Here is a 21,098-nt window from a genome sequence, read left to right on the forward strand (position 1 = left end):
GGCCCGGCAGTCAGGCCGAGCGGGTCACGGGGGCCGGCACCAGCTCGCGGTCGCGGCTGATCCAGATCGCCAGGGCGATGGCCGGCAGGCCGAGCGCCGTCGCCACCACGAAGAAGGTGGCGTAGCCCTCGCTGGCGACCACGATCCCTCCGAAGCCGCTGAGGAATTTTCCGGGCAGGGTCATCAGCGACGAGAAGAGCGCATACTGGGTCGCCGTGTAGGCCCGCGACGTCAGGCTGGAGAGGAAGGCGATGAAGACCGCGCTGGCCAGGCCGTTGGCCAGGTTGTCGCCGATGATCGCCATCACCAGCATCGGCAGGCTCTGGCCGGCCAGCGCCAGGGCGGCGAACAGCAGGTTGGTCAGGGTCGCCGCCGCCGCCCCCAGCACCAGGATCGGCCCGATGCCGTAGCGCGCCACCAGCAGGCCCCCGAGAATCCCGCCGCTGATGCTCATGGCGATGCCGAAGACGTTGGTGACATTGGCAATGGTGGCCAGCGAGAAGCCCAGGTCGATGTAGAGCGGGTTGGCCATGGAGGCCATGGCCAGGTCGCTGATGCGGAACACCGCGATGAACACCAGCAGCCACAGCGCCTTGAGCCGATGGCGGCCGATGAAGTCGGTGAAGGGGCAGACCACGGCCCCGATCAGCCAGGCCCCCAGGCGGCGCAGGTGGCGTGGCTTGCCGCGGCTGGCCCGCAGGAAGGCCCGCACCTTGGGCTCATGGATCAGCTGGGTGTTGAGCGACAGGCGCGGGGGCTCCGGGCGCAGCAGCACGGTGATCACCCCGACCCCCACCAGGGCGGCCATGGTCAGGTAGGCGGCCTCCCAGGACAGGGCCGCCGCCACGTAGAGGGCGCCGGCCCCGGCGGCCAGCAGCCCTCCCCGGTAGCCGATGATGTAGGTCGAGGCCATGGCCGCCTGGATGTCCTCGGGGGCCGACTCGATGCGGAAGGCATCGATGGCGATGTCCTGGGTCGCCGAACCGAAGGCCACCAGCAGGGCGAGGGTCGCGACCAGTCCCAGGTTGCCCACCGGGTCGAGGCTGGCCAGCCCGATCAGCCCGCTGGCGATCATCGCCTGGGCGAGCAGCATCCAGCCGCGGCGCTGGCCGAAGATGCGCGTCAGGCCCGGCAGGGCGAGGCGGTCGACCACCGGTGCCCAGAAGAACTTGATCGAGTAGAGGATGCCGATCCAGGAGAAGAAGCCGATGGCCGCCACCTCGACGCCATCGCTGCGCAGCCAGGCCGACAGGGTGGAGAACACCAGCAGGAATGGCAGACCGGCGGAAAAGCCCAGGAACAGCATGGTGATGACCGGGGCGCGCAGGTAGATGGCCAGGGCGGCGCGCCAGCTGCGGCGGGCAGTGGGGGTGGGCATGACGGGGTGCACTCCTTGCGAACCTCGGACGAAGGGGGAGCACACGGCTCGCCACCAACGATGTTAGAATGGAGAATCGGCGGCCGGGCCGCTTCCCGTGGGGATCGATTGTTGCAGAGCCCCGGCAGTGATACCAGATCAGGAGTCCCATGAGCGAAGACGACACGATTCTGGAACAGGGCGATGACGCCGTGCCCCGCTGGTATGTGATCCAGTGCAAGGGCGGTGAATCCTTCCGTGCCGCGGCGCATCTCGGCAATCAGGGCTACGAGGTCTTCCACCCGGTGCTCGAGGTACAGAAGCGTCGTCGCGGCAAGCTCGAGTGGATCATCGAACCGCTCTTTCCCCATTACCTCTTCATTCGCCTCGATCGCCTGGTCAGCAACTGGCGGCCGATCCGTTCCACCCGCGGCGTGCTCAGGCTGGTCGGCTTCGGCGACATGCCGCTGGCGGTGGACGATGCCCTGGTCGAGACCCTGCGCCAGCACGGCACCGATCGCCAGGATGCCACGGTCAACCTCTACTTCCGCGCCGGTGATGTGGTGGAGATCACCGAGGGGCCCTTCAAGGACCTCCAGGCTGTCTTCGCCAGTCACAAGGGCGACGAGCGCGCCATCGTGCTGCTCGACATGCTGCACAAGCAGCAGCGCCTCGAGATGCCGGTCTCCCGGTTGCGCCGCACCTGAACCGCGTGCCATCCCCTTCGACAGGAGAACCTCCCATGACGATCGCCCCCCAGCGGGTCGTGACCCTGCACTACGTCCTCAGTGATACCGACGGCAATGTCCTCGATGACTCCCGTGCGCGGCAGACGCCACTGGAGTACCTCCACGGGCACCACAACATCGTGGCCGGCCTGGAGCGTGCCCTGGACGGTCAGGAAGCGGGGGCCGAACTCAGCGTCACCCTGATGCCGGTGGAGGCCTATGGCCTGCGTAACGAGGCACTGGTCCGCGAGGTGGTGCGCACGGCCTTCCCGGTGGATGACCTGGCCCCGGGCATGCGTTTCCAGACCCCGGGTGACGATGGTCCGCAGGTCGTCACCGTGGTCGAGGTCCGCGACGACACCGTGCTGATCGACAGCAACCACCCCCTGGCCGGTCACACCCTGCACTATCGCCTCGAGGTGCTGAGCGTGCGTGACGCCACCCGGGCCGAGCTGGCCAAGGGACACCCGCTGCCGCCGGGTACCGATCACGGTGCCGTGGAGGATCGCAAGGTCCTGTAAAACTGACCTGGATCAATGGAATCCCCCCGCCGCCGTCCCGCCCGGCGCCAAACTTGATTCAGGTCAGAAACTCCCCGCTCCCGACGGACTACAGTCCTCTCAACACATCGAGACGGGAGGACAGCACCATGTACTGGGATGACGCCGTAATCTTCGGCCTGGTCACCGTCGCGATGATGATCGCCTTCCTGGGTGGCTGGATCGCATTCATCATTCGCGACCATCGCAAGAAGAAGCACTGAGCCAGCCGCTCACAGAGTCGTCAGGGGAGGGGGGTTCGACCCCCCAGTCGCCGACCCGCTTGGGTCGGCTTTTTTTCGTGGGTGCCCGCCGAGCGCGAGACCGGCTTCAGGCGCCGAGATGCCCCTCCACCCTGCGCAGGAAGGCATCCCTCGGCTCGGGGCGTGCCAGGTGATAGCCCTGCATCAGTGTCACCCCCTGGCGGCCCAGGAAGTCGACCTGCCCGGCGGTCTCGACTCCCTCGGCCACTAGGCGCAGGTCCAGGGCCCGCGCCAGGGCGATGATCGAACGGGCCAGGGGCGCGTCCGGCCGTGACTTGAGCGGGTCGAGGAAGACCTTGTCGAGCTTGATCTCGTCCACCTCGAGCTCCTGCAGGTAGCGCAGCGAGGAGTAGCCGGTGCCGAAATCGTCCAGCGCGATGGACAGCCCCAGGGCGCGCAGCGCCGCGAGGCGGGGCATGATGCCGGGGGTGACCAGCAATGACTCCACCACCTCCAGGACCAGCCGCTGCGGGGCCAGGCCCCGAGCCTGCAACAGGGCCTCCACCCGCGGGGTGAAGCCCGCATCGCGCAGTTGCTGCACCGAGACGTTGACCGCCAGCACCAGCTCGGTATCCCGCAACGGTCCGGCCAGCAGGTCCATGACCTGCTCGAGCACCCAGTCACCGATCGGCTGGATCAGCCCGCTGTGCTCGGCCTCGGCGATGAAGTCTCCGGGGGCGAGCAGTCCACGCTCGGGGTGCATCCAGCGCAGCAGGGCCTCGGCCCCGTGCATGCGGCCGCCGCCGTCGAACTGGGGCTGGAAGTGGAGGCGAAACTCGCCTCGCGAGAGGGCATCGCGCAGCTCCCGTTCGAGTCGGCTCTGGCGGCGTTGCCACTCGCCGAGGGCGTCATCGTAGAAGGCCAGCCGGTGGCTGGCCTCGCCGCGGGCCCGCTCGAGGGCCAGTTCGGCCCGCTGCAGCAGGCGGTCGAGGTTCCGTGAGTCCTGTGGATAGCCCGCCAGGCCCAGCGAGAAGTGCAGTGAGGCGGGGGAACGCTCGTTGAGCCAGGGGTGGGCCTCGAGCTCCTCCAGCAGGTCGATCAGGCAGGCACTCAGGCTTTCGCGATCCTCGCCGGGCAGCAGCAGGCATAGCCGGTTGGCGGGGAGGCGTGCCGTCAGCCCCTGCAGCTCCGGGGTGCCCAGCCGCCGCCGCAGCCGCTCGCCGACCTCGTGCAGGGCGGCATCACCGAAGGCCTGGCCCAGGCTGTCGTTGATCTGGTTGAGGCCCTTCACGTGGAGGATGCCCACCTGGAAGGCGCCCTGATGACGCAACGCCTCGACATGCTCCTCGAGTCCGCGCAGGGTCGGCAGCCCCGTGACATCGTCGTAATGCAGCTGGCGATGCAGGGTCTGCTCGACTTCGCGTCGCCGCAGCGACTCGGTGAACTGGCAGAGCAGCCCGGAGAAGCTGGCCAGGGCATTGATCTCGTCGGTGTGCCAGCGCCGCGGCCGGGTGGATTCGCAGCACAGCACGCCGCGCAGTTCCCCGGCCACGAACAGGCCGATGTCGAGCATCGAGACGATGTGATGCTGCTGCAGGTAGTCCCGCAGGCCGGCAAGGCGCGGGTCCGAGCGGGCATCATCGGCCACCAGCACCGTCGCCTGGCGCAGCTGCGCCAGGTAGGACTCCAGCCCCGGGCCGCGCAGGCCGTCATCGATGATGTCCGGGACCCGGCTGGCATGGCAGACCAGGTGGTCGCTGCCGTCCTCCAGCAGCCAGAGGCTGACCCGGGAGATGTCGAGCAACTGCGAACTGCGCTCGAGAAGGGCCATGAGGAACTCCTCCTCGTCGGCATCGTGCAGGTGCAGGTCACGCAGTTCATGCCAGGCGCGCTGCTGGGCGGCCAGCCGTGCCTGGGTCCGGCGCAGCTCGTCGACGGTGGCCAGGCTGGCCCTGGCCTGGGAGCGCAGGCGCCGGAACAGCAGCGCCGAGAAGGTGCCCAGCGCCAGCAGGGTGAGCAGCAGCCAGGGGAGCGACTGGCGCAGCATCACGCTGCCGGGCGCGGAGGGTGTCCATTCGAGCCAGGCCAGGGGTTCGCCGTCAGGGGCGCGCAGCGGCAGGCGGCCGGGTCGCCCGGGGGCGTCGGTCAGGTGCAGGTCGGGCAGGCTGGTCGCCTCGCGCAGCATCCGGGTGAGGCCGTTGCCGACCTCGAAGGCGAACAGCAGCCGATGGGGCTGCGCAGCCCGGGCGTGCTGGTCGCTTTCCGGCAGCACCGGGGCGGAGGCGAACAGCACCGGTCGTTCCTGCCAGAGGGCATAGCCGGATGCCGTGGCGGCCGCCCCCGGGGCGAGCAGGGAGTCGTGGCCGGCCCCGAGCGGGCGCGGCTCGCCGCGATGGACCTCGTAGAGCACCTGCTGGTCGGCCGTCACCAGCAGGGCCAGGTCGATGCCCAGGTTGTCGTGCAGGTTGGCCCCCATCTCCAGTTCGAGCCACTCCTGGTCCGGTCCATCCTCGGCGTGAATGGCCAGGTGGCTGAGGTCCCAGACCGCGTAGTCGAGTACCTGGCCGACCAGCCGGCGACGGATCTGTTCGAGCTGGTTCTCGATCTGCGCCTGGGTGTGGCGGGCATGCTGGAGGTTCTGCTCGCGGGCCGCCCACAGCAGGATGGCCAGCATCACCGCCACGGCCAGGACCAGCAGGGCGGCAAGCCCCACGCGCAGGCGACGGTAGTCGCGTTCGGTGCGGCTCAGCGCCCGGGCGATGCTGGCAGCCGGGTCGTCCTGCCTCGTTACCTTGTCCATGGCGTCGGGCATCCTTGGGTTCGCCTCTGTCGATATCAGCGCTGCGCCGCGGCCCTCGCGCCACCGTCACCCGGCTGTCGCCAGTGACGCTGCCAGGCACGCATCACCCGTTCGGGATACCAGGTCTTCCCCAGGCTGCCGTTGTAGCGCGCCAGCGCCCGGGTCAGGTCGCCGCCTTCCACGGCCAGGTAGTGGGCAAGGATGGTGCAGCCGTAGCGCAGGTTCCGCCACGGGTCCTTGAGGTCGTCGGCGGGCAGGCCGAGCTCGCGGATCCAGAACGGCATGATCTGCATCAGTCCCACGGCACCGGCGGAGGAGACGGCTTCCGCCTGGAAGGCGCTCTCCACCTGGATCACCGCCAGGACCAGTTCCGGGGGCAGGCCGGCCAGGCGTGCCTCGTGGTAGATGCGGCGCAACAGCTCGCTGCGCCGTGACGGGTCCTTCACGTAACGCGCCAGGCGTGGCTCCATGTCGTTCAGCCACTGGCGCCCGGCCCAGATATCGGCCGGGGAGCGGGGATCCTCCAGCGAGGCCACCAGGGTGGTGCGCAGGGAGGCCGGGATCTCCGGCAGGGCCTGCACCAGCTGGCGCTGCTCCACGGCCGGGTACGCCTGCGCGGCCTCCTGGAGGGAGTCGCCCTCGTCGGCGAGGGCGAATGGCAGGCCGGCCACCGCCAGCAGGGCGGTGGCCATCGGTCGCCTAGCGGCCGACGCGGTCACCCAGGAAGTCGAGGATCTGCTCTGCCGGTACCATGGTGGCGTCACTGTCACGGCGTCCCTTGTATTCGAGTTCACCCTTGTCCAGGCCACGGTCCCCGACCACCAGGCGGTGAGGAATCCCCATCAGCTCATGGTCGGCGAACTTGACGCCGGGGCGCAGGTCGCGGTCGTCGAGCAGTACCTCGAGGCCGGCGGCGGTGAGTGCCTGATAGAGCCGCTCGGACTCCTCGCGCACCCGCTGGGACTTGTGGGCGTTCATCGGCACGAGCGCGATATGGAAGGGTGCGATGGCATCAGGCCAGATGATGCCGGCATCGTCGTGATTCTGTTCGATGGCGGCGGCCACGACCCGTGTCACACCAATACCATAGCAGCCCATCCAGGGATGCGCGGCGCGGCCGCTGTCGTCCAGCACGGTGGCGTTCATCGCCTCGCTGTACTTGCGTCCCAGCTGGAAGACGTGGCCCACCTCGATGCCGCGCTTGATGGCGAGCACGCCCTTGCCGTCCGGCGAGGGATCGCCTTCCACCACGTTGCGGATATCGGCGACCTTCGGCAACGCCACGTCGCGCTCCCAGTTGATGCCGAAGTAGTGCTTGCCGTCGACATTGGCGCCGGCGCCGAAGTCGCTCATCAGTGCCACGCTGCGGTCGATGACGATCGGCATGTCGAGGTTCACCGGCCCCAGGGAACCGGGGCCGGCCCCTACCGCGGCGCGGATCTCCTCCTCGCTCGCCATGGTCAGCGGCGTGGCGATCTCGGGCAGGTTCTCGGCCTTGATCTCGTTGAGCTCATGGTCGCCACGTACCAGCAGGGCGATCAGGCCGCCCTCGGCGCCGTGCACCATCAGGGTCTTGATGGTCTTCTCGATGGGCAGGCCGTGCTGCTCCACCAGGGCGGCGATGGTGCGGGCGTTCGGGGTGTCGACCAGGCGCAGCGCCTCGCTCGGCGCGGCGCGCTCGGGCACGGTGCCCAGCGGGGCGGGCAGCGCCTCGGCCTTCTCGATATTGGCGGCGTAGTCGGACTCGGTGGAGAAGACGATGGCGTCCTCGCCGGAGTCGGCCAGCACATGGAACTCGTGGGAATCGGTACCACCGATGGCGCCGGTGTCGGCCAGCACCGGGCGGAAGTCCAGGCCGAGGCGGGTGAAGATGCGGGTGTAGGCGTCGTACATCGCCTGGTAGGTCTCCTGCAGGGAGGCCTGGTCCAGGTGGAAGGAGTAGGCGTCCTTCATGATGAACTCGCGGGAGCGCATCACCCCGAAACGCGGACGGATCTCGTCGCGGAACTTGGTCTGGATCTGGTAGAAGTTGGCCGGAAGCTGCTTGTAGCTCGACAGCTCGCGGCGCATCAGGTCGGTGATCACCTCCTCATGGGTGGGGCCGACGCAGTAGTCGCGGTCGTGGCGATCCTTGAGGCGCAGGAGCTCCGGCCCGTACTGCTCCCAGCGGCCGGACTCCTGCCACAGCTCGGCGGGCTGCACCGCCGGCATCAGCACTTCCTGGGCCCCGGCGCGGTCCATCTCCTCGCGCACGATGCGCTCCACCTTGCGCAGGGTCTTCAGGCCCATCGGCAGCCAGGTGTAGAGGCCGGAGGTGAGGCGGCGGATCATGCCGGCGCGCAGCATCAGCTGGTGGCTGACGATCTCGGCGTCGGCGGGCGTTTCCTTGAGGGTGGCGATCAACAGTTGGGTGGCGCGCATGGGTCCGGCGGTTCCTCGGTCTCGTCAAACGGGATGGGCCGCGAGTCGGCCGCAATGACCCCGCATTGTACGGCCAAGCCGGGGTGGCGGCAAAAGCTGGGTCAGTCCAGCGACTTGAGCCAGAACACCATCGGCTTGTCGGTCTCGTCGGGTTCGCCGACGTCCTTCCAGCGGAAGGTGGTGGCAAGCTCCGGGTGGCGCCGGTAGCCCCGCGAATGCCAGAAGCCGTGCAGCGGTACATAGCCTTCCGGTTTCAGCGGGTGGTCGTCGGGACGCTCCACGGCAAAGAAGGCCACGGTCTCGAACCCCTCCCGCGCCGCGTGCCGTTCCCGCTCGGTCATGAAGGCCTTGCCGATGCCGCGGCCGCGGTACTCCGGCAAGAGCACCGATTCGCCGTAGTAGAAGACCTTCCCGATATCGTGGCCGGCCTGCTCGAAGGGGGCGCGGAATGCCTCCACGTCATCGACCAGCGGCATGCCGGTGGCGGCGCCGACCAAGGTCTCGCCATCGAAGGCGAGCACGAAGAGACTGTCGGGGCACTCGGCGTAGCGGCGCAGGTATTCCGCCTCGTAGGCGAGGTCCCCGTCGTAGAGATAGGGGAAGTCGCGGAACACCCGGATACGCAGGCGGGCCAGGGCATCCAGGCAGGGGGCGATGGCCTGGCCCTGGCAGGTGGTGACTCGGATATCGCCCATGCTGAGACCTCCGTGGAAGGGGAAACGCTCGTATGAAGCCCGGCTATGCTAAGCTCGTGCCGATTCTGCCTGCCGGTGCCTTGTCGGGCAACGCCCGGCACCGGCTGCCCGTTTTCCCAGGAGATCCTTGCATGAACCCAGCGCTTCGTCGTGGCCTCACCGGCCTGCTCCTCGGCGTGTCGATCACTGCCCTGGCGGGCTGTGGCACCCTGTTCCATCCCGAGCGCAAGGGCCAGGTCGCTGGCCGCATCGACCCGGTGGTGGCCGTCGCCAACGGCGTTGGGCTGCTGTTCTTCATCGTCCCGGGGGTGGTCGCCTACGCGGTGGACTTCTCCAATGGCACCATCTACCTGCCCGATAGCCGCGATGCGGCCGGCGTCGACACCCTCGAGCTCGGGGAGGACATGGACGTGGCCACGCTGGAGAGGGTGCTCTCCGAGAAGACCGGCAGGCCAGTCAAGCTCGACAATGAGCGGGTCCGGGTCGAGGAGGTCGAGTCGCTGGACGAGGCCCTGGCCCTGGTGCGCATGGCCGGCATCGACGACGAGGAGCGCCTGGCGACGATGTGAGCCCGGGGATCACGGCGCCAGCAGAAGCCGCAGCGTCAGCCCGATCACCAGGGTCGAGGCGACGCTGAGCAGGGTGCCGAGCAGCACGTACTCGGTCAGCTTGCGGTCCCGGGATTCGCGCAGGTCGCCGAAACGCAGCACCGACTTGGCGGCCAGCAGGAAACCCACCGCCGTCAGCTGGTCGAGCAGCACCAGGGTGAGCACCAGAAAGCGTTCCAGCATGCCGATGCGTGCCCCGGCCTCGGCCAGGGTGCCGGGGTCGTGTATCTCGCTGCTCCAGCGCTGCATGACCAGGGCGATGGCGATCGACAGCGGTCGAGTCACCAGCAGGTAGGTCGTGGCCACGCCGAGGACCTGAGGCTCGACGAACCAGTGCAGGGCCTCGGTCAACGGTGCCGGGGTCCCGAGCCAGGCCAGCCAGACCCCCAGCAGGACGAGCAGGTGCAGGGCCTGGTCGAGCAGGAACCAGCGCAGCTGCTGCGGGGGCAGTCGTGCCTTTGCCAGGTCGATCAGCCAGTGGCTGCCGGCGACCGCCAGGGCGCCGGCCAGGATGGCCGCGGGGCCTCGCGTGGCCGGCCCGGTCGCGACGGCGACCAGCAGCACGCCCCCCGCCAGCAGGCCATGCAGCAGGGCATGCTGTGCCAGGCGTGGGGATCGATGCCTGAGTCGATAGCGCTCCTCGACCCAGGCGCGGGGTTGCAGCAGGAAATCGCCGCTCAGGTGGGCCAGGATCAGCCCCACCAGCAACGACAGCTCGGCGCTACTCATTCCGTGACTCCCGGTCGGCGAGGCGTCGCTCGAAATAGGCCAGGGTATCGACCAGCAGCTCCCAGCGGGCGGCGCGCAGGCGCTTGTGCACGCTGGGCTGGCGAATGCCCAGCCGCTCGGCCAGGGCCTGCTGGGTGGTGGCCCGGTCGAGGCTCAGGGTGACGACCTCGGCGGAATAGCGCGACCAGCCGTCGATCAGGTCATCGAGGAAGCGGGTCAGCAGCGTCGGGCAGGCCTCGTCCGGCGCCTCGAGCAGGACCACCGCCAGGTGGCGGGTCTCGAGGGTGTCCAGGGCCTGCCCCGAGCGCACGAAGACCTCGCCATCGGCCGCGGCGATGCCCCTGTCCTCCTGCCCGACCGCCACGGCGATGCGCGCGTCCCAGCGCTGGTGTGGCTCCGAGTGCTGGATCAGGGCGGCGCGGAGTTGCACGGCGGCCGTCATGGCCGCTCCTGGCTGGGGCAGGGCGAGCTGGAAACCATCGCCCCGATAGCGCTCCCCGTGACCGCCGTGGCGATCGACCAGTTCGGCCAGGGTGGTGTCGAGCACGCGGTGCAGCCGCCGCGTATCGGCGACCTTGCGCGAGTCGATCACGTCACCGGTCAGCACGGCGATGCGGCGGGCCATGGCGGCTTCCCTGGCAGTTGACTGCTCATATCATAGCCTTCCCAGGCTATTTGGCAAGTTAATAGCCTTTTTTGGTTATAAATGCATTAAATAGCCTTTTTGGGCTATTGATAGGGCTCACTGGGCCAGTTCGCGCATGGCGTTCTCCAGCCCTTCCAGGGTCATGGGATACATGCGGTCCTCGACCAGCTGCCGGATCAGCCGGGTGGAGTGGGTGAACTCCCAGGCACGCGGCGGCATGGGATTGAGCCACGCCAGGTGCGGGAAGGTGTCGACCAGGCGCTTGAGCCAGACCGCCCCGGGCTCGTCGTTGAAGTGCTCGACGCTGCCGCCGGGGTGGGTGATCTCGTACGGCGACATGGCGGCATCGCCGACGATCACCACCTGGTAGTCGGCGCCGTAGGTGTGCAGCACGTCCATCGTCGGGATGCGCTCGCTGGTGCGGCGATGATTGTTCCGCCACAGCCCCTCGTACACGCAGTTGTGGAAGTAGTAGGGCTCCAGGTGCTTGAACTCCGAGCGCGCCGCCGAGAAGAGCTCCTCGCAGGTGCGGATGTGGTCGTCCATGGAGCCGCCCACGTCGAGCAGCAGCAGCACCTTCACCGCATTGTGGCGCTCGGGGCGCATGCGCACGTTGAGCAGGCCGGCGTCGCGGGCCGTCTCGCGGATGGTGGCGTCGACGTCGAATTCCTCCGCGGCTCCCTGGCGGGCGAACTTCCTCAGCCTTCGCAGGGCCATCTTGATGTTGCGGGTGCCCAGCTCCAGCGAATCGTCGTAGTCGCGGAAGCGGCGTTCGTCCCACACCTTGACGGCGCGGCGATGGCGCGAGCCGTCCTGGCCGATGCGGATGCCCTCGGGATTGTAGCCGTAGGCGCCGAAGGGGCTGGTGCCGCCGGTGCCGATCCACTTGTTGCCGCCGGCGTGGCGCTCCTTCTGCTCCTCGAGGCGCTGCTTGAAGGTCTCGATCAGCGTCTCGAGCCCGCCCAGGGATTCGATCCGGGTCTTCTCCTCCTCGCTGAGCTGCTTCTCGAACTCGCGGCGCAGCCAGTCGTCGGGGATCAGCGCCTCGATGGCGGCGTCCAGGCTCTCCAGCCCCTCGAACCAGGCGGCGAAGGCGCGATCGAAGCGGTCGAAGTGGCGCTCATCCTTGACCATCACGGTGCGCGCCAGCTGGTAGAAGGCCTCCATGTCGGCGAACACCACGCCGTGCTCCACCACCGCGTGCAGGTCGAGCAGCTCGCGCAGCGACACCGGGACGCCGTGGCGCTTGAGGGTCTCGAACAGGCCGATGAACATGACTCAGCGCCTCTGGTTGCCCTGGCGGCGCATCATGAACGCCAGTCGCTCCAGGAGCTGGGTGTCCTGCTCGTTCTTCACCAGCGCCCCGGCCAGCGGGGGGATCGCCTTGACCGGATCGCGGCCGTAGAGCGCCTCCCGGGCCAGTTCGTCGCTCATCAGGAGCTTCAGCCAGTCCACCAGCTCCGAGGTGGAGGGCTTCTTCTTGAGTCCCGGGGCCTGGCGCAGCTCGAAGAACACCTCCAGCGCCTCGCCGACCAGCCGCGGGGCGATCTCCGGGAAGTGCACGTCGACGATGGCCTGCATGGTCTCGCGGTCGGGGAACTCGATGTAGTGGAAGAAGCAGCGGCGCAGGAAGGCGTCGGGCAGCTCCTTCTCGTTGTTGGAGGTGATGACGATGATCGGACGATGCTTCGCGGTGATGGTCTCGCCGGTCTCGTAGACGTGGAATTCCATCCGGTCCAGCTCCTGGAGCAGGTCGTTGGGGAATTCGATGTCCGCCTTGTCGATCTCGTCGATCAGCAACACCACCCGCTCGTCCGCGCTGAAGGCCTCCCACAGCTTGCCGGGCTTGATGTAGTTGGCGACGTTCTCCACCCCCTCGACTCCCAGCTGGGAGTCGCGCAGGCGGCTCACCGCGTCGTACTCGTAGAGCCCCTGGGCCGCCTTGGTGGAGGACTTGATGTGCCAGGTGATCAGCTGCGTGCCCAGCGAGCCGGCCAGCTCCTCGGCCAGCAGGGTCTTGCCGGTGCCCGGTTCGCCCTTGATCAGCAGCGGGCGCTGGAGGGTCACGGCGGCATTGACCGCCTGCTTGAGGGTCTCGGTGGCCACGTAGGTGGAGGTGGAGTCAAACGCCATGGGTCGTGCCTCGGCAGGTCGTCGGGAGTTGGTGGGTAATCAAACGAGTGTACGGAAGGGCGAGGGCGGCGACAAACCGGCGCGGCGCTTGCACAGGGCTAACGCCGATAGCAGCAACGCTCAAGGCTGTTCCGATGACAGGCCTACGAGGGGGCGCTGTGAACCCCTCCCTGGGCGCTACCGATGCCCTGCTTCGCTCACGCGTCCCGCTTCGCTCGCAGGTCCGGTGCTGGCCATCCATGGCCAGCCCGTTCGGAGCAGTGCTCCTCACCCCTGGCACAGGACCCCCTCTACGACCGGTCCCCGGCGCCTTTCGCTAACGGGTATCGGTGACTGCGATAGCCCTGGGCGCCTACGTCTCCCGCTGGCGGTAGGCCTCCACCAGGATCGCCGGGTCGTGCTCGGCGTGGCCGCGGGTGGCGTGGGCGCGCATCAGCTGGGCGGCGAGGCCGCTCATGGGGGTGGCGCTGCCGCTGCGCTGGCTCTGGGCCACCGCCATGTCCAGGTCCTTGAGCAGGGTGCGCAGGTGCCAGGGCGGGTTCTCGTAGTCGCTCCGGGCCATGCGCGGGGTGAGGATCTGGAAGGGCTTCGAGTCGGCGAAGCCCCCGGCGAGTGCCTCGGTCAGCCGGGTGGCATCCACGCCACTGGACTCGGCCAGCGCCACCATCTCGGCGATCACCGCCGCCTGGCAGCCGACGATCATCTGGTTGCATACCTTGGTGACCTGGCCACTGCCCACCGGCCCCATGTGGGTGACCCGGGAGGCGAGCGGTGCGAGCAGCGGGCGAATGGCGGCGATGTCGTCGGCCTCTCCGCCGCACATGATCGCCAGGCTGCCGGCCTCGGCCCCGGCCACGCCACCCGAGACGGGGGCATCCACCCAGCGTATGCCCGCTTCGCCCTCGAGCCGCACGGCGAACTCACGGGTGGCGGCGGGATCACTGCTGGAGAAGTCGATCAGCAGCTGGTCGGGGCGGACGTGGGCGGCCACTCCCTCGGGGCCGAACACCACCTCCTCCACGACCTCGGTATTGGCCAGGCACAGCATCACCACATCGACGTTCTCGACCAGTTCGCCGATATAGTCCGCCACCCGGGCGCCGGCGTCCCTCAGGCCATTGACCTTCTCCGGTGTGCGATTCCACACGGTGACCTCGAAGCCAGCTTCCACCAGCCGGTGCGTCATGGGGTTGCCCATCAGGCCGATGCCGATGAAGCCGAGGCGAGATGTCATGGAGTGTCTCCTGGCGAGTCGGGTTCAAGGTGCAGCATGCGTGATGGAGGGGTTTCCCAGCAAATCGGCGTGGTCCTCGCTCGAGCCGGCCCGCCGCCGCGCGGCGGCGGTGTGTCGGAATGATGCACCGCAGGATAGAAAGCTCCCTCCTGGTGCAGAAACGTGACGGCCAGGTGTTTCCGGCAGGGACACCTCTTGTTGCGGATTTGTCTCAAGTCCATGTTTCAAAAAGGTATTCATTCGAGTGGCACGATTCTCGTATTGTGTTTTCCAGTGAGCTGGCGTGCTCCTCCTGGTCCCCTTCGGGGGACCTTTTTTATGCCTGGCGCAAGTGGGGCGTGCGCGCCCGCGGCGCGCTGCCCGAGGGGGGCGATGCGTCGTCGGACGATCGCCCATGGTGAGGGGATGCGGCGGGTGGACGGCTGGCGCCTCCTCGAGGTGCCCGTCATCCAGTAGTGTTCGCTCGGCACCTGTATCACACTGGCCGGAACGACCCGCCGCAAGGGAGCCGACGATGCGCCTGAGGATCCTCTCGGACCTGCACCTGGAACACTTCGATACCCCGTGGGCATTGCCTGAAGCGGAGGCCGACGCGGTGATCCTGGCCGGCGATATCCACGCCGGTACCCGGGGGCTCGGCTGGGCGGCGGAACGCTTCGCCGGCACCCCGATCCTCTATGTGCCCGGCAACCACGAATTCTACGGGACCAGCATGCCCGAGCTGCGCCGGGCGCTGGCCGACGAGGCCGCCCGGCTCGGCATTCACCTGCTGGACAACCGGTCGCTGACGCTGGACGGCGTGCGTTTCCACGGCACGACGCTGTGGACGGACTTCACCCTCTACGCCGGCCGGCCCGATCACGACCCGGCGCTCACCGAGGCCAGGGCGCTGGCCCTGATGCCGGATTTCCATATCATCGAGCAGCCGGAAGGCGTGGTCTTCACCCCGGGGGAGAGCCGGCGCCTGCATGCCGAGGCGCTGGCCTGGCTGGAAGCGGAGCTGGCCCGGCCGTTCGGGGGCCCGCGCGTGGTGATCAGCCACCATGCGCCCCTGGCCGACTGCATTCCGCCGCGCTACCGCGGCGACGGGCTCTCTCCGGCCTTCGCCTCCCATCTGCCGCAGCTGATGGGGCGGATGGACCTGTGGGTCCACGGCCATGTCCATGACCCGGTGGATCTGGAGGCCGGCGGTACGCGGGTGGTCGCCAACCCCGGCGGTTATCCTGACGAGTTCGATCCGCCGCTGTTCACCCCCGACCTGATCATCGAGGTGCAGGACGCATGACGCTGTCGATCGGTGCCTGTCGGCTGGCGAGCCGCGGATAGCGCCCTTGCCCAGTCGCCACGGCTTCATCCTGACCCGCCACTGGGAGGACACCCCCCGGGGCACAGAGGTCACCCTCTGGCTGGCCACCGACGAGGGGCCGCTCAGGGTGCAGCTGCCGGTGCAGCCCGCGGTGGCCTTCCTGCCCGCCGAGCAGCGAGCGGCGGCCGAGGCGCTGCTGGATGGCGAACCGGGCGTCACCCTGCGTGAACTCGAGCTGCGCGACTTTCACCGACGCCCGGTGCTGGGACTCTACTGCGCGCAGTATCGTCAGCTGACCCGGCTCGAGCGTCGCCTGCGCGAGGCCGGCCTCACGCTCCACGAGGCCGATGTCCGGCCGCCGGAGCGCTACCTGATGGAGCGCTTCATCACCGCACCCGTGACGGTGACCGGCACGCCGGACGGGGAGGGCGGCCTGGTGGAGGCGCGCCTGCGCCCGGCCTCGGACTATCGACCGCGGCTGCGCACGGTGTCGCTGGATATCGAGACCAGCGCCCGGGGCGAGCTCTACTCCATTGCGCTGGAAGGCTGCGGCCAACGACGGGTCTACATGCTGGGGCCGCCCAGGGGCGAGGCGGGCGGGCTCGATTTCCGGCTCGACTACTGCGCCTCTCGGGAGGAGCTGCTCCAGCGGCTCAACGCCTGGTTCGCCGAGTTCGACCCCGACGCCATCATCGGCTGGAACCTGGTGCAGTTCGACCTGCGCGTGCTGCGCGAGCATGCCGAGCGACTCGGCGTGCCGCTCCGGCTGGGCCGCGGCGGCGCCGAGCTGGAGTGGCGCGCCCACGGCCACCAGCCCAACCACTTCTTCGCCGCCGCCGCCGGGCGGCTGATCATCGACGGCATCGAGGCGCTGCGCTCGGCCACCTGGAGCTTTCCGTCGTTCAGCCTGGAGAACGTCGCCCGGACGCTGCTCGGCGAGGGCAAGGCGATCGACAATCCCTACCAGCGCCTCGACGATATCCTGCGCATGTTCGCCGAGGACAAGCCGGCGCTGGCCCGCTACAACCTCAAGGACTGCGAGCTGGTCACGCGGATCTTCGCCAGGGCCGAGCTGCTGGAATTCCTGCTCGAGCGCGCCACGGTGACCGGCCTGCCCGCCGACCGCAGCGGCGGCTCGGTGGCGGCCTTCACCCACCTCTACCTGCCGCGGCTGCATCGGCTGGGCCTGGTGGCGCCCAATCTCGGGGAGGGCGAACCGGCGGAGAGTCCCGGCGGCTTCGTCATGGACTCGCGCCCCGGCCTCTACGACTCGGTGCTGGTGCTCGACTTCAAGAGTCTCTACCCCTCGATCATCCGCAGCTTCCTGATCGACCCGGCGGGGCTGGTGGAGGGCCTCGCCGACCCGACGGACGCGGCCTCGGTGCCGGGCTTTCGCGGCGCACGCTTCTCGCGTACCCGCCACGCCCTGCCGGCCATCGTCGAACGGGTGTGGGCCGGGCGCGAGGCCGCCAAGCGCGCCGGCAATGCCCCGCTCTCCCAGGCGTTGAAGATCATCATGAACAGCTTCTACGGGGTGCTGGGCTCGAAGGGCTGTCGCTTCTTCGACGCCCGCCTCGCCTCCTCGATCACCATGCGCGGCCACGAGATCATGCGGCGCACCCGGGCGCTGATCGAGGCCGAGGGACATACGGTGATCTACGGCGATACCGACTCCACCTTCGTGTGGCTGGGCCGGGCCCATGCAGAGGCCGACGCCGGGGCGATCGGTCGGCGGCTGGTGGCCCGGGTCAACGCCTGGTGGCGGGAACACCTGGCCACGGAGCACGGCCTCGACAGCGCCCTGGAGCTGCAGTTCGAGACTCACTACCGGCGTTTCCTGATGCCCACCATCCGCGGCGCCGAGGCGGGCAGCAAGAAGCGCTACGCCGGCCTGGTGCAGGACGCCGACGGCGGCGAGCGGCTGGTGTTCAAGGGGCTCGAGACGGTACGCACCGACTGGACGGAACTGGCCAAGGCGTTCCAGCAGGAGCTCTACCGGCGCGTCTTCACCGGCGAGCCCTGGCGGGACTACGTGCGCGACTACGTGCAGGCCTTCCTGGAGCGCGCCCGGTCGGGGGAACTCGACGAGCGGCTCGTCTATCGCAAGCGGCTGCGGCGACGCCTCGACGACTACCGCCGCAACGTGCCGCCCCACGTGCGTGCGGCGCGGCTGGCCGATGCGGAGAACGAGCGGCGGGGCCGGCCGCGCCAGTACCAGAACGGCGGCTGGATCCGCTACGTGATGACGGTGGCCGGCCCCGAGCCCCTGGAGGCGCACCACTCGCCCATCGACACCGACCACTACCTGACCCGCCAGCTGCAGCCGGTGGCCGATGCCATCCTGCCCTTCGTCGGCGACGACTTCGCCAGCCTGATCGACCGCCAGCTGGGGCTGTTCTGAGCCGGCGGGCCGGGTCAGGGCACCGAGGAGGCGTCGGCGGCGGCCTCAGGATGCCGCCCGAACTGCAACTCGGCCAGGTGGCGGTAGAGCGGGCTCGTTTCGAGCAGCTCCGCATGGCGCCCGGCGGCGACCAGGCGACCCTCCTCGAGGACCAGCAGGCGGTCGGCGGCCACCACCGTGGCCAGGCGGTGGGCGATCACCAGGCTGGTACGGCCTTCCATCAGCCGATCGAGGGCCTCCTGGACCAGGCGCTCGCTCTCGGCGTCCAGGGCACTGGTCGCCTCGTCGAGCAGCAGTACCCGTGGATTCTTGAGCAGCGCCCGGGCAATCGCCAGGCGCTGGCGCTGGCCGCCGGAGAGCTGCACCCCGCCGGGGCCGAGGGGCGTATCGAAGCCACGGGGCAGGGACTCGATGAAATCCAGGGCGTTGGCGTCCCGGGCCGCATCGCGCAGCTCTGCCAGGCTCGCCTCGGGCTTGCCGTAGCGCAGGTTGTCGGCGGCGGTCCCGGTGAACAGCGTCGGTTCCTGGGAGACCAGCCCCATGACGCGACGCAACGACCGGGGAGCCAGGTCCCGCAGGTCGATGCCGTCGAGCCGTAGCCTGCCGTTGTCGGGGTCATGGAAGCGCAGCAGCAGGGCGAGGAGGGTGCTCTTGCCGCCGCCCGAGGGGCCGACGAGGGCGACCCGCTCACCGGGACGGACATGCAGGTCGAGCCCCAGGAGTGCCGGTACCTCGCGCCCGGGGTAGGTGAAGCTCACCCCTTCCAGGCGGATATCGCCGGCCACGGGATCCGGCAGGGGCGTGGGGCTGGCCGGTGCATGGATGCGGGGGCGGGTATCGAGCAGTTCCTGCAGGCGCTCGGCCGCCCCGGCGGCACGCTGCACGTCGCCGGCCACCTCGGCCAGGGCCGCCACGGCACCGGCGGCCAGCACCGCATAGAAGACGAAGGCGGAAAGCTCGCCCGCCGTCATGCTGCCGGTCAGCACCGCCTGGCCTCCCTGCCACAGCATCACCCCCACGGCGGCGAACACTACCAGCATGGCGATGCCGGTGAGCCAGGCCCGCTGACGGGTGCGTTCGACGGCGCTGGCGAAGGCCTCCTCGACACGACTGCCGTAGTCGCGCCGCTCCAGGGTCTCGTGGTTGAAGGCCTGGACGGTGCGGATGCCGGCCAGCGATTCGCCGGCGTAGCGACCCAGTTCCGCCACCCGGTCCTGGCTGTAGCGGGAGAGCCGGCGGACCCGCCGGCCGAACCAGAGGATCGGCAGCACCGTGACCGGAATGCCGAGCAGCACGATGGCCGAGAGCCATGGCTGGGTGACCAGCATCAGGCTCACCGCACCGAACAGCATCAGCAGGTTGCGCAGGGCCAGCGAGACCGAGGAACCGAACAGGCTCTGCAGTACGCTGGTGTCGGCGGTCAGCCGCGAGGTGATCTCGCCGGCCCCATGGGCGGGGTCGAGCGAGCTTTCGAAGAACCCGGGCTCCAGCTCCAGCAGGTGGTCGAAGACCCGGCGGCGCAGGTCGGCGGCCAGGCGCTCGCCGATCCAGGTCACCAGGTAGTAGCGCAGCGCCGAGGCCATCGCCAGCACGGTCACCACGGCGAGCATCATGACGAGTGCCTGGTTGAGCCGTGCCCGGTCCTCGGCGAGGAAGCCCTGGTCGATCACCAGGCGCAGTCCCTGGCCGAGCAGCAGCACGCTCGAGGCGGCGGCCATCAGGGCGAGCCCGGCCAGCACCAGCCGCCAGCGGTAGGGGCGCAGCAACCCCAGCAGTCGCAGCAGGACCCGCGGATCCGGGGGTGAGCTCATCGGGTGCCTCGAACGGAATGGTGGCTGGAAGGGGCACCATAGCAGTGTCGCGGGCGGCCTGCATGGCCCGGGCACCCCCGGGCGGGGCCGGTGCGCCAGCCATCGGCTCCGGCTCCCGCAGCGGCCATGGATCGGGCCGTGTCGCAGGTCGAGGCCGATGACCGCGGCAGGCGCGAGGTCGTTGCCGGCACGTCGGCGCCCCGGCTGCGCGGGCCCGACGAGGTCCTGATCGGCAAGGCATGAGCGCGACGCCATGTCGCTTGAAGCCGGGGTGGGACGGGGTCATATTCGAGGGCGATCCACCGCGAACAGGAGATGCGACGTGTCCGATTCCCTTACCCTGGCGTGCCCGCACTGTCTGGCCATCAACCGCGTCAGCCGGGCGAAGCTGGGCGATGGCCCGATCTGCGGCAAGTGCAGGCAGCGGCTCTTCACCGGCGAGCCGGTGGCGCTGACCGGTGCCAACTTCAATGCCCTGGTGGGGCGCAGCACGCTACCGGTGGTGGTGGACTTCTGGGCCAGCTGGTGCGGACCCTGCAAGATGATGGCGCCGATCTTCGCTGCGGCCGCCCGTGACCTGGAGCCCCGCCTGCGCTTCGCCAAGCTCGATACCGAGGCGGAGCCGGCCCTCGCCGGGCAGTTCGGCATTCGCAGCATTCCCACCCTGATCGTGTTCCGCGATGGGCGCGAGGTGGCCCGTCAGCCCGGACTGTTGCAGGAAGCCCAGCTGCGGCAGTGGCTCGAACCGCACCTGGTCCAGTGAGGGCTCACGCCTCCACGGCCGAGAGCGAGGGCCCCTGGTAGGCGACCATCACGCAGTTGCGGCCCTTCGCCTTGCCCTCGTAGAGGGCCTGGTCGGCACGCAGCAGGGCGGGCTCCAGTCGTGTCTCGTCCGGCTCGACCCGGCTGATGCCCACCGTCACCGACAGCGGGGTTCGCTCGGGGAGCATCGGCAGGGCCAGGCTGGCGACCCTCTCGCGCAGGCGTTCGGCGATGTCCCTGGCGGTATGCAGGTTGGCCTGGGGCAGGGCGATGACGAACTCCTCGCCACCGTAGCGGCCGATGATGTCGGTCTCGCGGAGCACCGACTGGCAGCAGCCCGCCACGGTAGTCAGCACCAGGTCGCCCATGGCATGGCCATGGCGATCGTTGAGGCTCTTGAACAGGTCGATGTCGACCATGCAGATCGCCAGGGGAACACCGTCGCGCCGCGTGCGTCGCAGTTCCCGCGCGGCCAGCTCGAAGAAGCGCCGCCGGTTGGCGATGCCGGTCAGGTCGTCGGTGCATGCCATGTAGCGCAGCTGCTCTTCCAGCTGCCTGCGCTCCTCGATCTCGGCCTGCAGCTGACGGTTGGCCTCGCGCTCCTCCAGCAGCGAGGCGAACTGCTCGCGCTGCAACCGGTTCAGCCGTGTCACCGTCATCCAGCCGAGCAGGTTGACGAAGCCCAGCAGCATCAGGCTGCTGGCCATCACGGCACCGGGCAGCGG

At 69.2% G+C, this 21,098-nt stretch carries 19 protein-coding genes; 7 read left to right on the forward strand and 12 right to left on the reverse strand.

Annotation, left to right across the window (positions count from 1 at the left end; translation table 11 throughout):
- Nucleotides 1-10: 10 nt before the first annotated feature.
- Nucleotides 11-1,378 (reverse strand): AmpG family muropeptide MFS transporter, encoded by a 1,368-nt coding sequence (locus ACOMD9_RS18740; RefSeq protein ID WP_421417505.1) that lies wholly within the window; start codon nucleotides 1,376-1,378, stop codon nucleotides 11-13.
- A gap of 149 nt (nucleotides 1,379-1,527) precedes the next feature.
- Between ACOMD9_RS18740 and rfaH the strand changes: the two genes are divergently transcribed.
- The 3 genes from rfaH to ccoM all read left to right on the forward strand — a co-directional run bounded on the left by rfaH (nucleotide 1,528) and on the right by ccoM (nucleotide 2,848).
- Nucleotides 1,528-2,064, forward strand: coding sequence for a transcription/translation regulatory transformer protein RfaH (gene rfaH, locus ACOMD9_RS18745; protein WP_421417506.1), 537 nt, complete (start codon nucleotides 1,528-1,530; stop codon nucleotides 2,062-2,064).
- Between the two features lie 35 nt (nucleotides 2,065-2,099).
- Nucleotides 2,100-2,606, forward strand: coding sequence for an FKBP-type peptidyl-prolyl cis-trans isomerase (locus tag ACOMD9_RS18750; protein WP_421417507.1), 507 nt, complete (start codon nucleotides 2,100-2,102; stop codon nucleotides 2,604-2,606).
- A gap of 128 nt (nucleotides 2,607-2,734) precedes the next feature.
- Nucleotides 2,735-2,848 (forward strand): cytochrome c oxidase subunit CcoM, encoded by a 114-nt coding sequence (ccoM, locus tag ACOMD9_RS18755; protein WP_421417508.1) that lies wholly within the window; start codon nucleotides 2,735-2,737, stop codon nucleotides 2,846-2,848.
- A gap of 106 nt (nucleotides 2,849-2,954) precedes the next feature.
- Here the strand turns inward: ccoM and ACOMD9_RS18760 are convergent, their stop codons facing one another.
- The 4 genes from ACOMD9_RS18760 to ACOMD9_RS18775 form a co-directional block, all read right to left on the reverse strand.
- On the reverse strand, nucleotides 2,955-5,627 hold the full coding sequence (locus ACOMD9_RS18760) for a bifunctional diguanylate cyclase/phosphodiesterase (protein WP_421417509.1): 2,673 nt from the start codon (nucleotides 5,625-5,627) through the stop codon (nucleotides 2,955-2,957).
- A 35-nt stretch (nucleotides 5,628-5,662) separates the two neighbouring features.
- A complete protein-coding gene (locus ACOMD9_RS18765) occupies nucleotides 5,663-6,319 on the reverse strand; it encodes a transglycosylase SLT domain-containing protein (RefSeq protein WP_421417510.1) in 657 nt (218 codons plus the stop codon).
- 7 nt (nucleotides 6,320-6,326) lie between these two features.
- Nucleotides 6,327-8,048 carry a proline--tRNA ligase gene (locus ACOMD9_RS18770; RefSeq protein ID WP_421417511.1) on the reverse strand — a complete coding sequence of 574 codons (1,722 nt, stop codon included), beginning with the start codon at nucleotides 8,046-8,048 and terminating at the stop codon, nucleotides 6,327-6,329.
- 101 nt (nucleotides 8,049-8,149) lie between these two features.
- Nucleotides 8,150-8,743, reverse strand: a complete 594-nt coding sequence (locus ACOMD9_RS18775) for a GNAT family N-acetyltransferase (RefSeq protein ID WP_421417512.1) — start codon at nucleotides 8,741-8,743, stop codon at nucleotides 8,150-8,152.
- Between the two features lie 131 nt (nucleotides 8,744-8,874).
- Between ACOMD9_RS18775 and ACOMD9_RS18780 the strand changes: the two genes are divergently transcribed.
- The gene (locus tag ACOMD9_RS18780; protein ID WP_421417513.1) at nucleotides 8,875-9,312 is read left to right on the forward strand and encodes a hypothetical protein; all 438 of its coding nucleotides are present in this window, start codon (nucleotides 8,875-8,877) and stop codon (nucleotides 9,310-9,312) included.
- Nucleotides 9,313-9,321: 9 nt separating this feature from the next.
- Here the strand turns inward: ACOMD9_RS18780 and ACOMD9_RS18785 are convergent, their stop codons facing one another.
- The 5 genes from ACOMD9_RS18785 to ACOMD9_RS18805 form a co-directional block, all read right to left on the reverse strand.
- On the reverse strand, nucleotides 9,322-10,080 hold the full coding sequence (locus ACOMD9_RS18785; protein WP_421417514.1) for a DUF3307 domain-containing protein: 759 nt from the start codon (nucleotides 10,078-10,080) through the stop codon (nucleotides 9,322-9,324).
- A complete protein-coding gene (locus tag ACOMD9_RS18790) occupies nucleotides 10,073-10,705 on the reverse strand; it encodes a nucleotidyl cyclase domain-containing protein (RefSeq protein WP_421417515.1) in 633 nt (210 codons plus the stop codon). Before ACOMD9_RS18790 ends, ACOMD9_RS18785 begins: the two co-directional genes overlap by 8 nt.
- A gap of 117 nt (nucleotides 10,706-10,822) precedes the next feature.
- The gene (locus tag ACOMD9_RS18795) at nucleotides 10,823-12,001 is read right to left on the reverse strand and encodes a vWA domain-containing protein (RefSeq protein WP_421417516.1); all 1,179 of its coding nucleotides are present in this window, start codon (nucleotides 11,999-12,001) and stop codon (nucleotides 10,823-10,825) included.
- A 3-nt stretch (nucleotides 12,002-12,004) separates the two neighbouring features.
- Nucleotides 12,005-12,859, reverse strand: coding sequence for an AAA family ATPase (locus ACOMD9_RS18800; RefSeq protein ID WP_421417517.1), 855 nt, complete (start codon nucleotides 12,857-12,859; stop codon nucleotides 12,005-12,007).
- Nucleotides 12,860-13,211: 352 nt separating this feature from the next.
- Nucleotides 13,212-14,093: an NAD(P)-dependent oxidoreductase gene (locus ACOMD9_RS18805; RefSeq protein WP_421417518.1), complete on the reverse strand. Its 882-nt coding sequence runs from the start codon at nucleotides 14,091-14,093 to the stop codon at nucleotides 13,212-13,214.
- Between the two features lie 514 nt (nucleotides 14,094-14,607).
- Between ACOMD9_RS18805 and ACOMD9_RS18810 the strand changes: the two genes are divergently transcribed.
- Both ACOMD9_RS18810 and ACOMD9_RS18815 read left to right on the forward strand, forming a co-directional pair.
- A complete protein-coding gene (locus tag ACOMD9_RS18810; RefSeq protein WP_421417519.1) occupies nucleotides 14,608-15,378 on the forward strand; it encodes a metallophosphoesterase in 771 nt (256 codons plus the stop codon).
- A gap of 46 nt (nucleotides 15,379-15,424) precedes the next feature.
- Nucleotides 15,425-17,800: a DNA polymerase II gene (locus tag ACOMD9_RS18815; RefSeq protein WP_421417520.1), complete on the forward strand. Its 2,376-nt coding sequence runs from the start codon at nucleotides 15,425-15,427 to the stop codon at nucleotides 17,798-17,800.
- Nucleotides 17,801-17,814: 14 nt separating this feature from the next.
- Here the strand turns inward: ACOMD9_RS18815 and ACOMD9_RS18820 are convergent, their stop codons facing one another.
- A complete protein-coding gene (locus tag ACOMD9_RS18820; protein WP_421417521.1) occupies nucleotides 17,815-19,611 on the reverse strand; it encodes an ABC transporter transmembrane domain-containing protein in 1,797 nt (598 codons plus the stop codon).
- 322 nt (nucleotides 19,612-19,933) lie between these two features.
- Between ACOMD9_RS18820 and trxC the strand changes: the two genes are divergently transcribed.
- Complete coding sequence (gene trxC / locus ACOMD9_RS18825; RefSeq protein ID WP_421417522.1) at nucleotides 19,934-20,374, forward strand: thioredoxin TrxC; 441 nt, start codon at nucleotides 19,934-19,936, stop codon at nucleotides 20,372-20,374.
- Between the two features lie 4 nt (nucleotides 20,375-20,378).
- On the opposite strand, the gene ACOMD9_RS18830 is transcribed toward trxC, so the two are convergent.
- Nucleotides 20,379-21,098, reverse strand: a 720-nt coding sequence (locus tag ACOMD9_RS18830) for a GGDEF domain-containing protein (RefSeq protein ID WP_421417523.1), incomplete at its 5' end; no start/stop codon positions are given.

The sequence above is a fragment of the Halomonas terrestris genome (assembly GCF_049166755.1).
Classification (GTDB): Bacteria; Pseudomonadota; Gammaproteobacteria; order Pseudomonadales; family Halomonadaceae; genus Halomonas.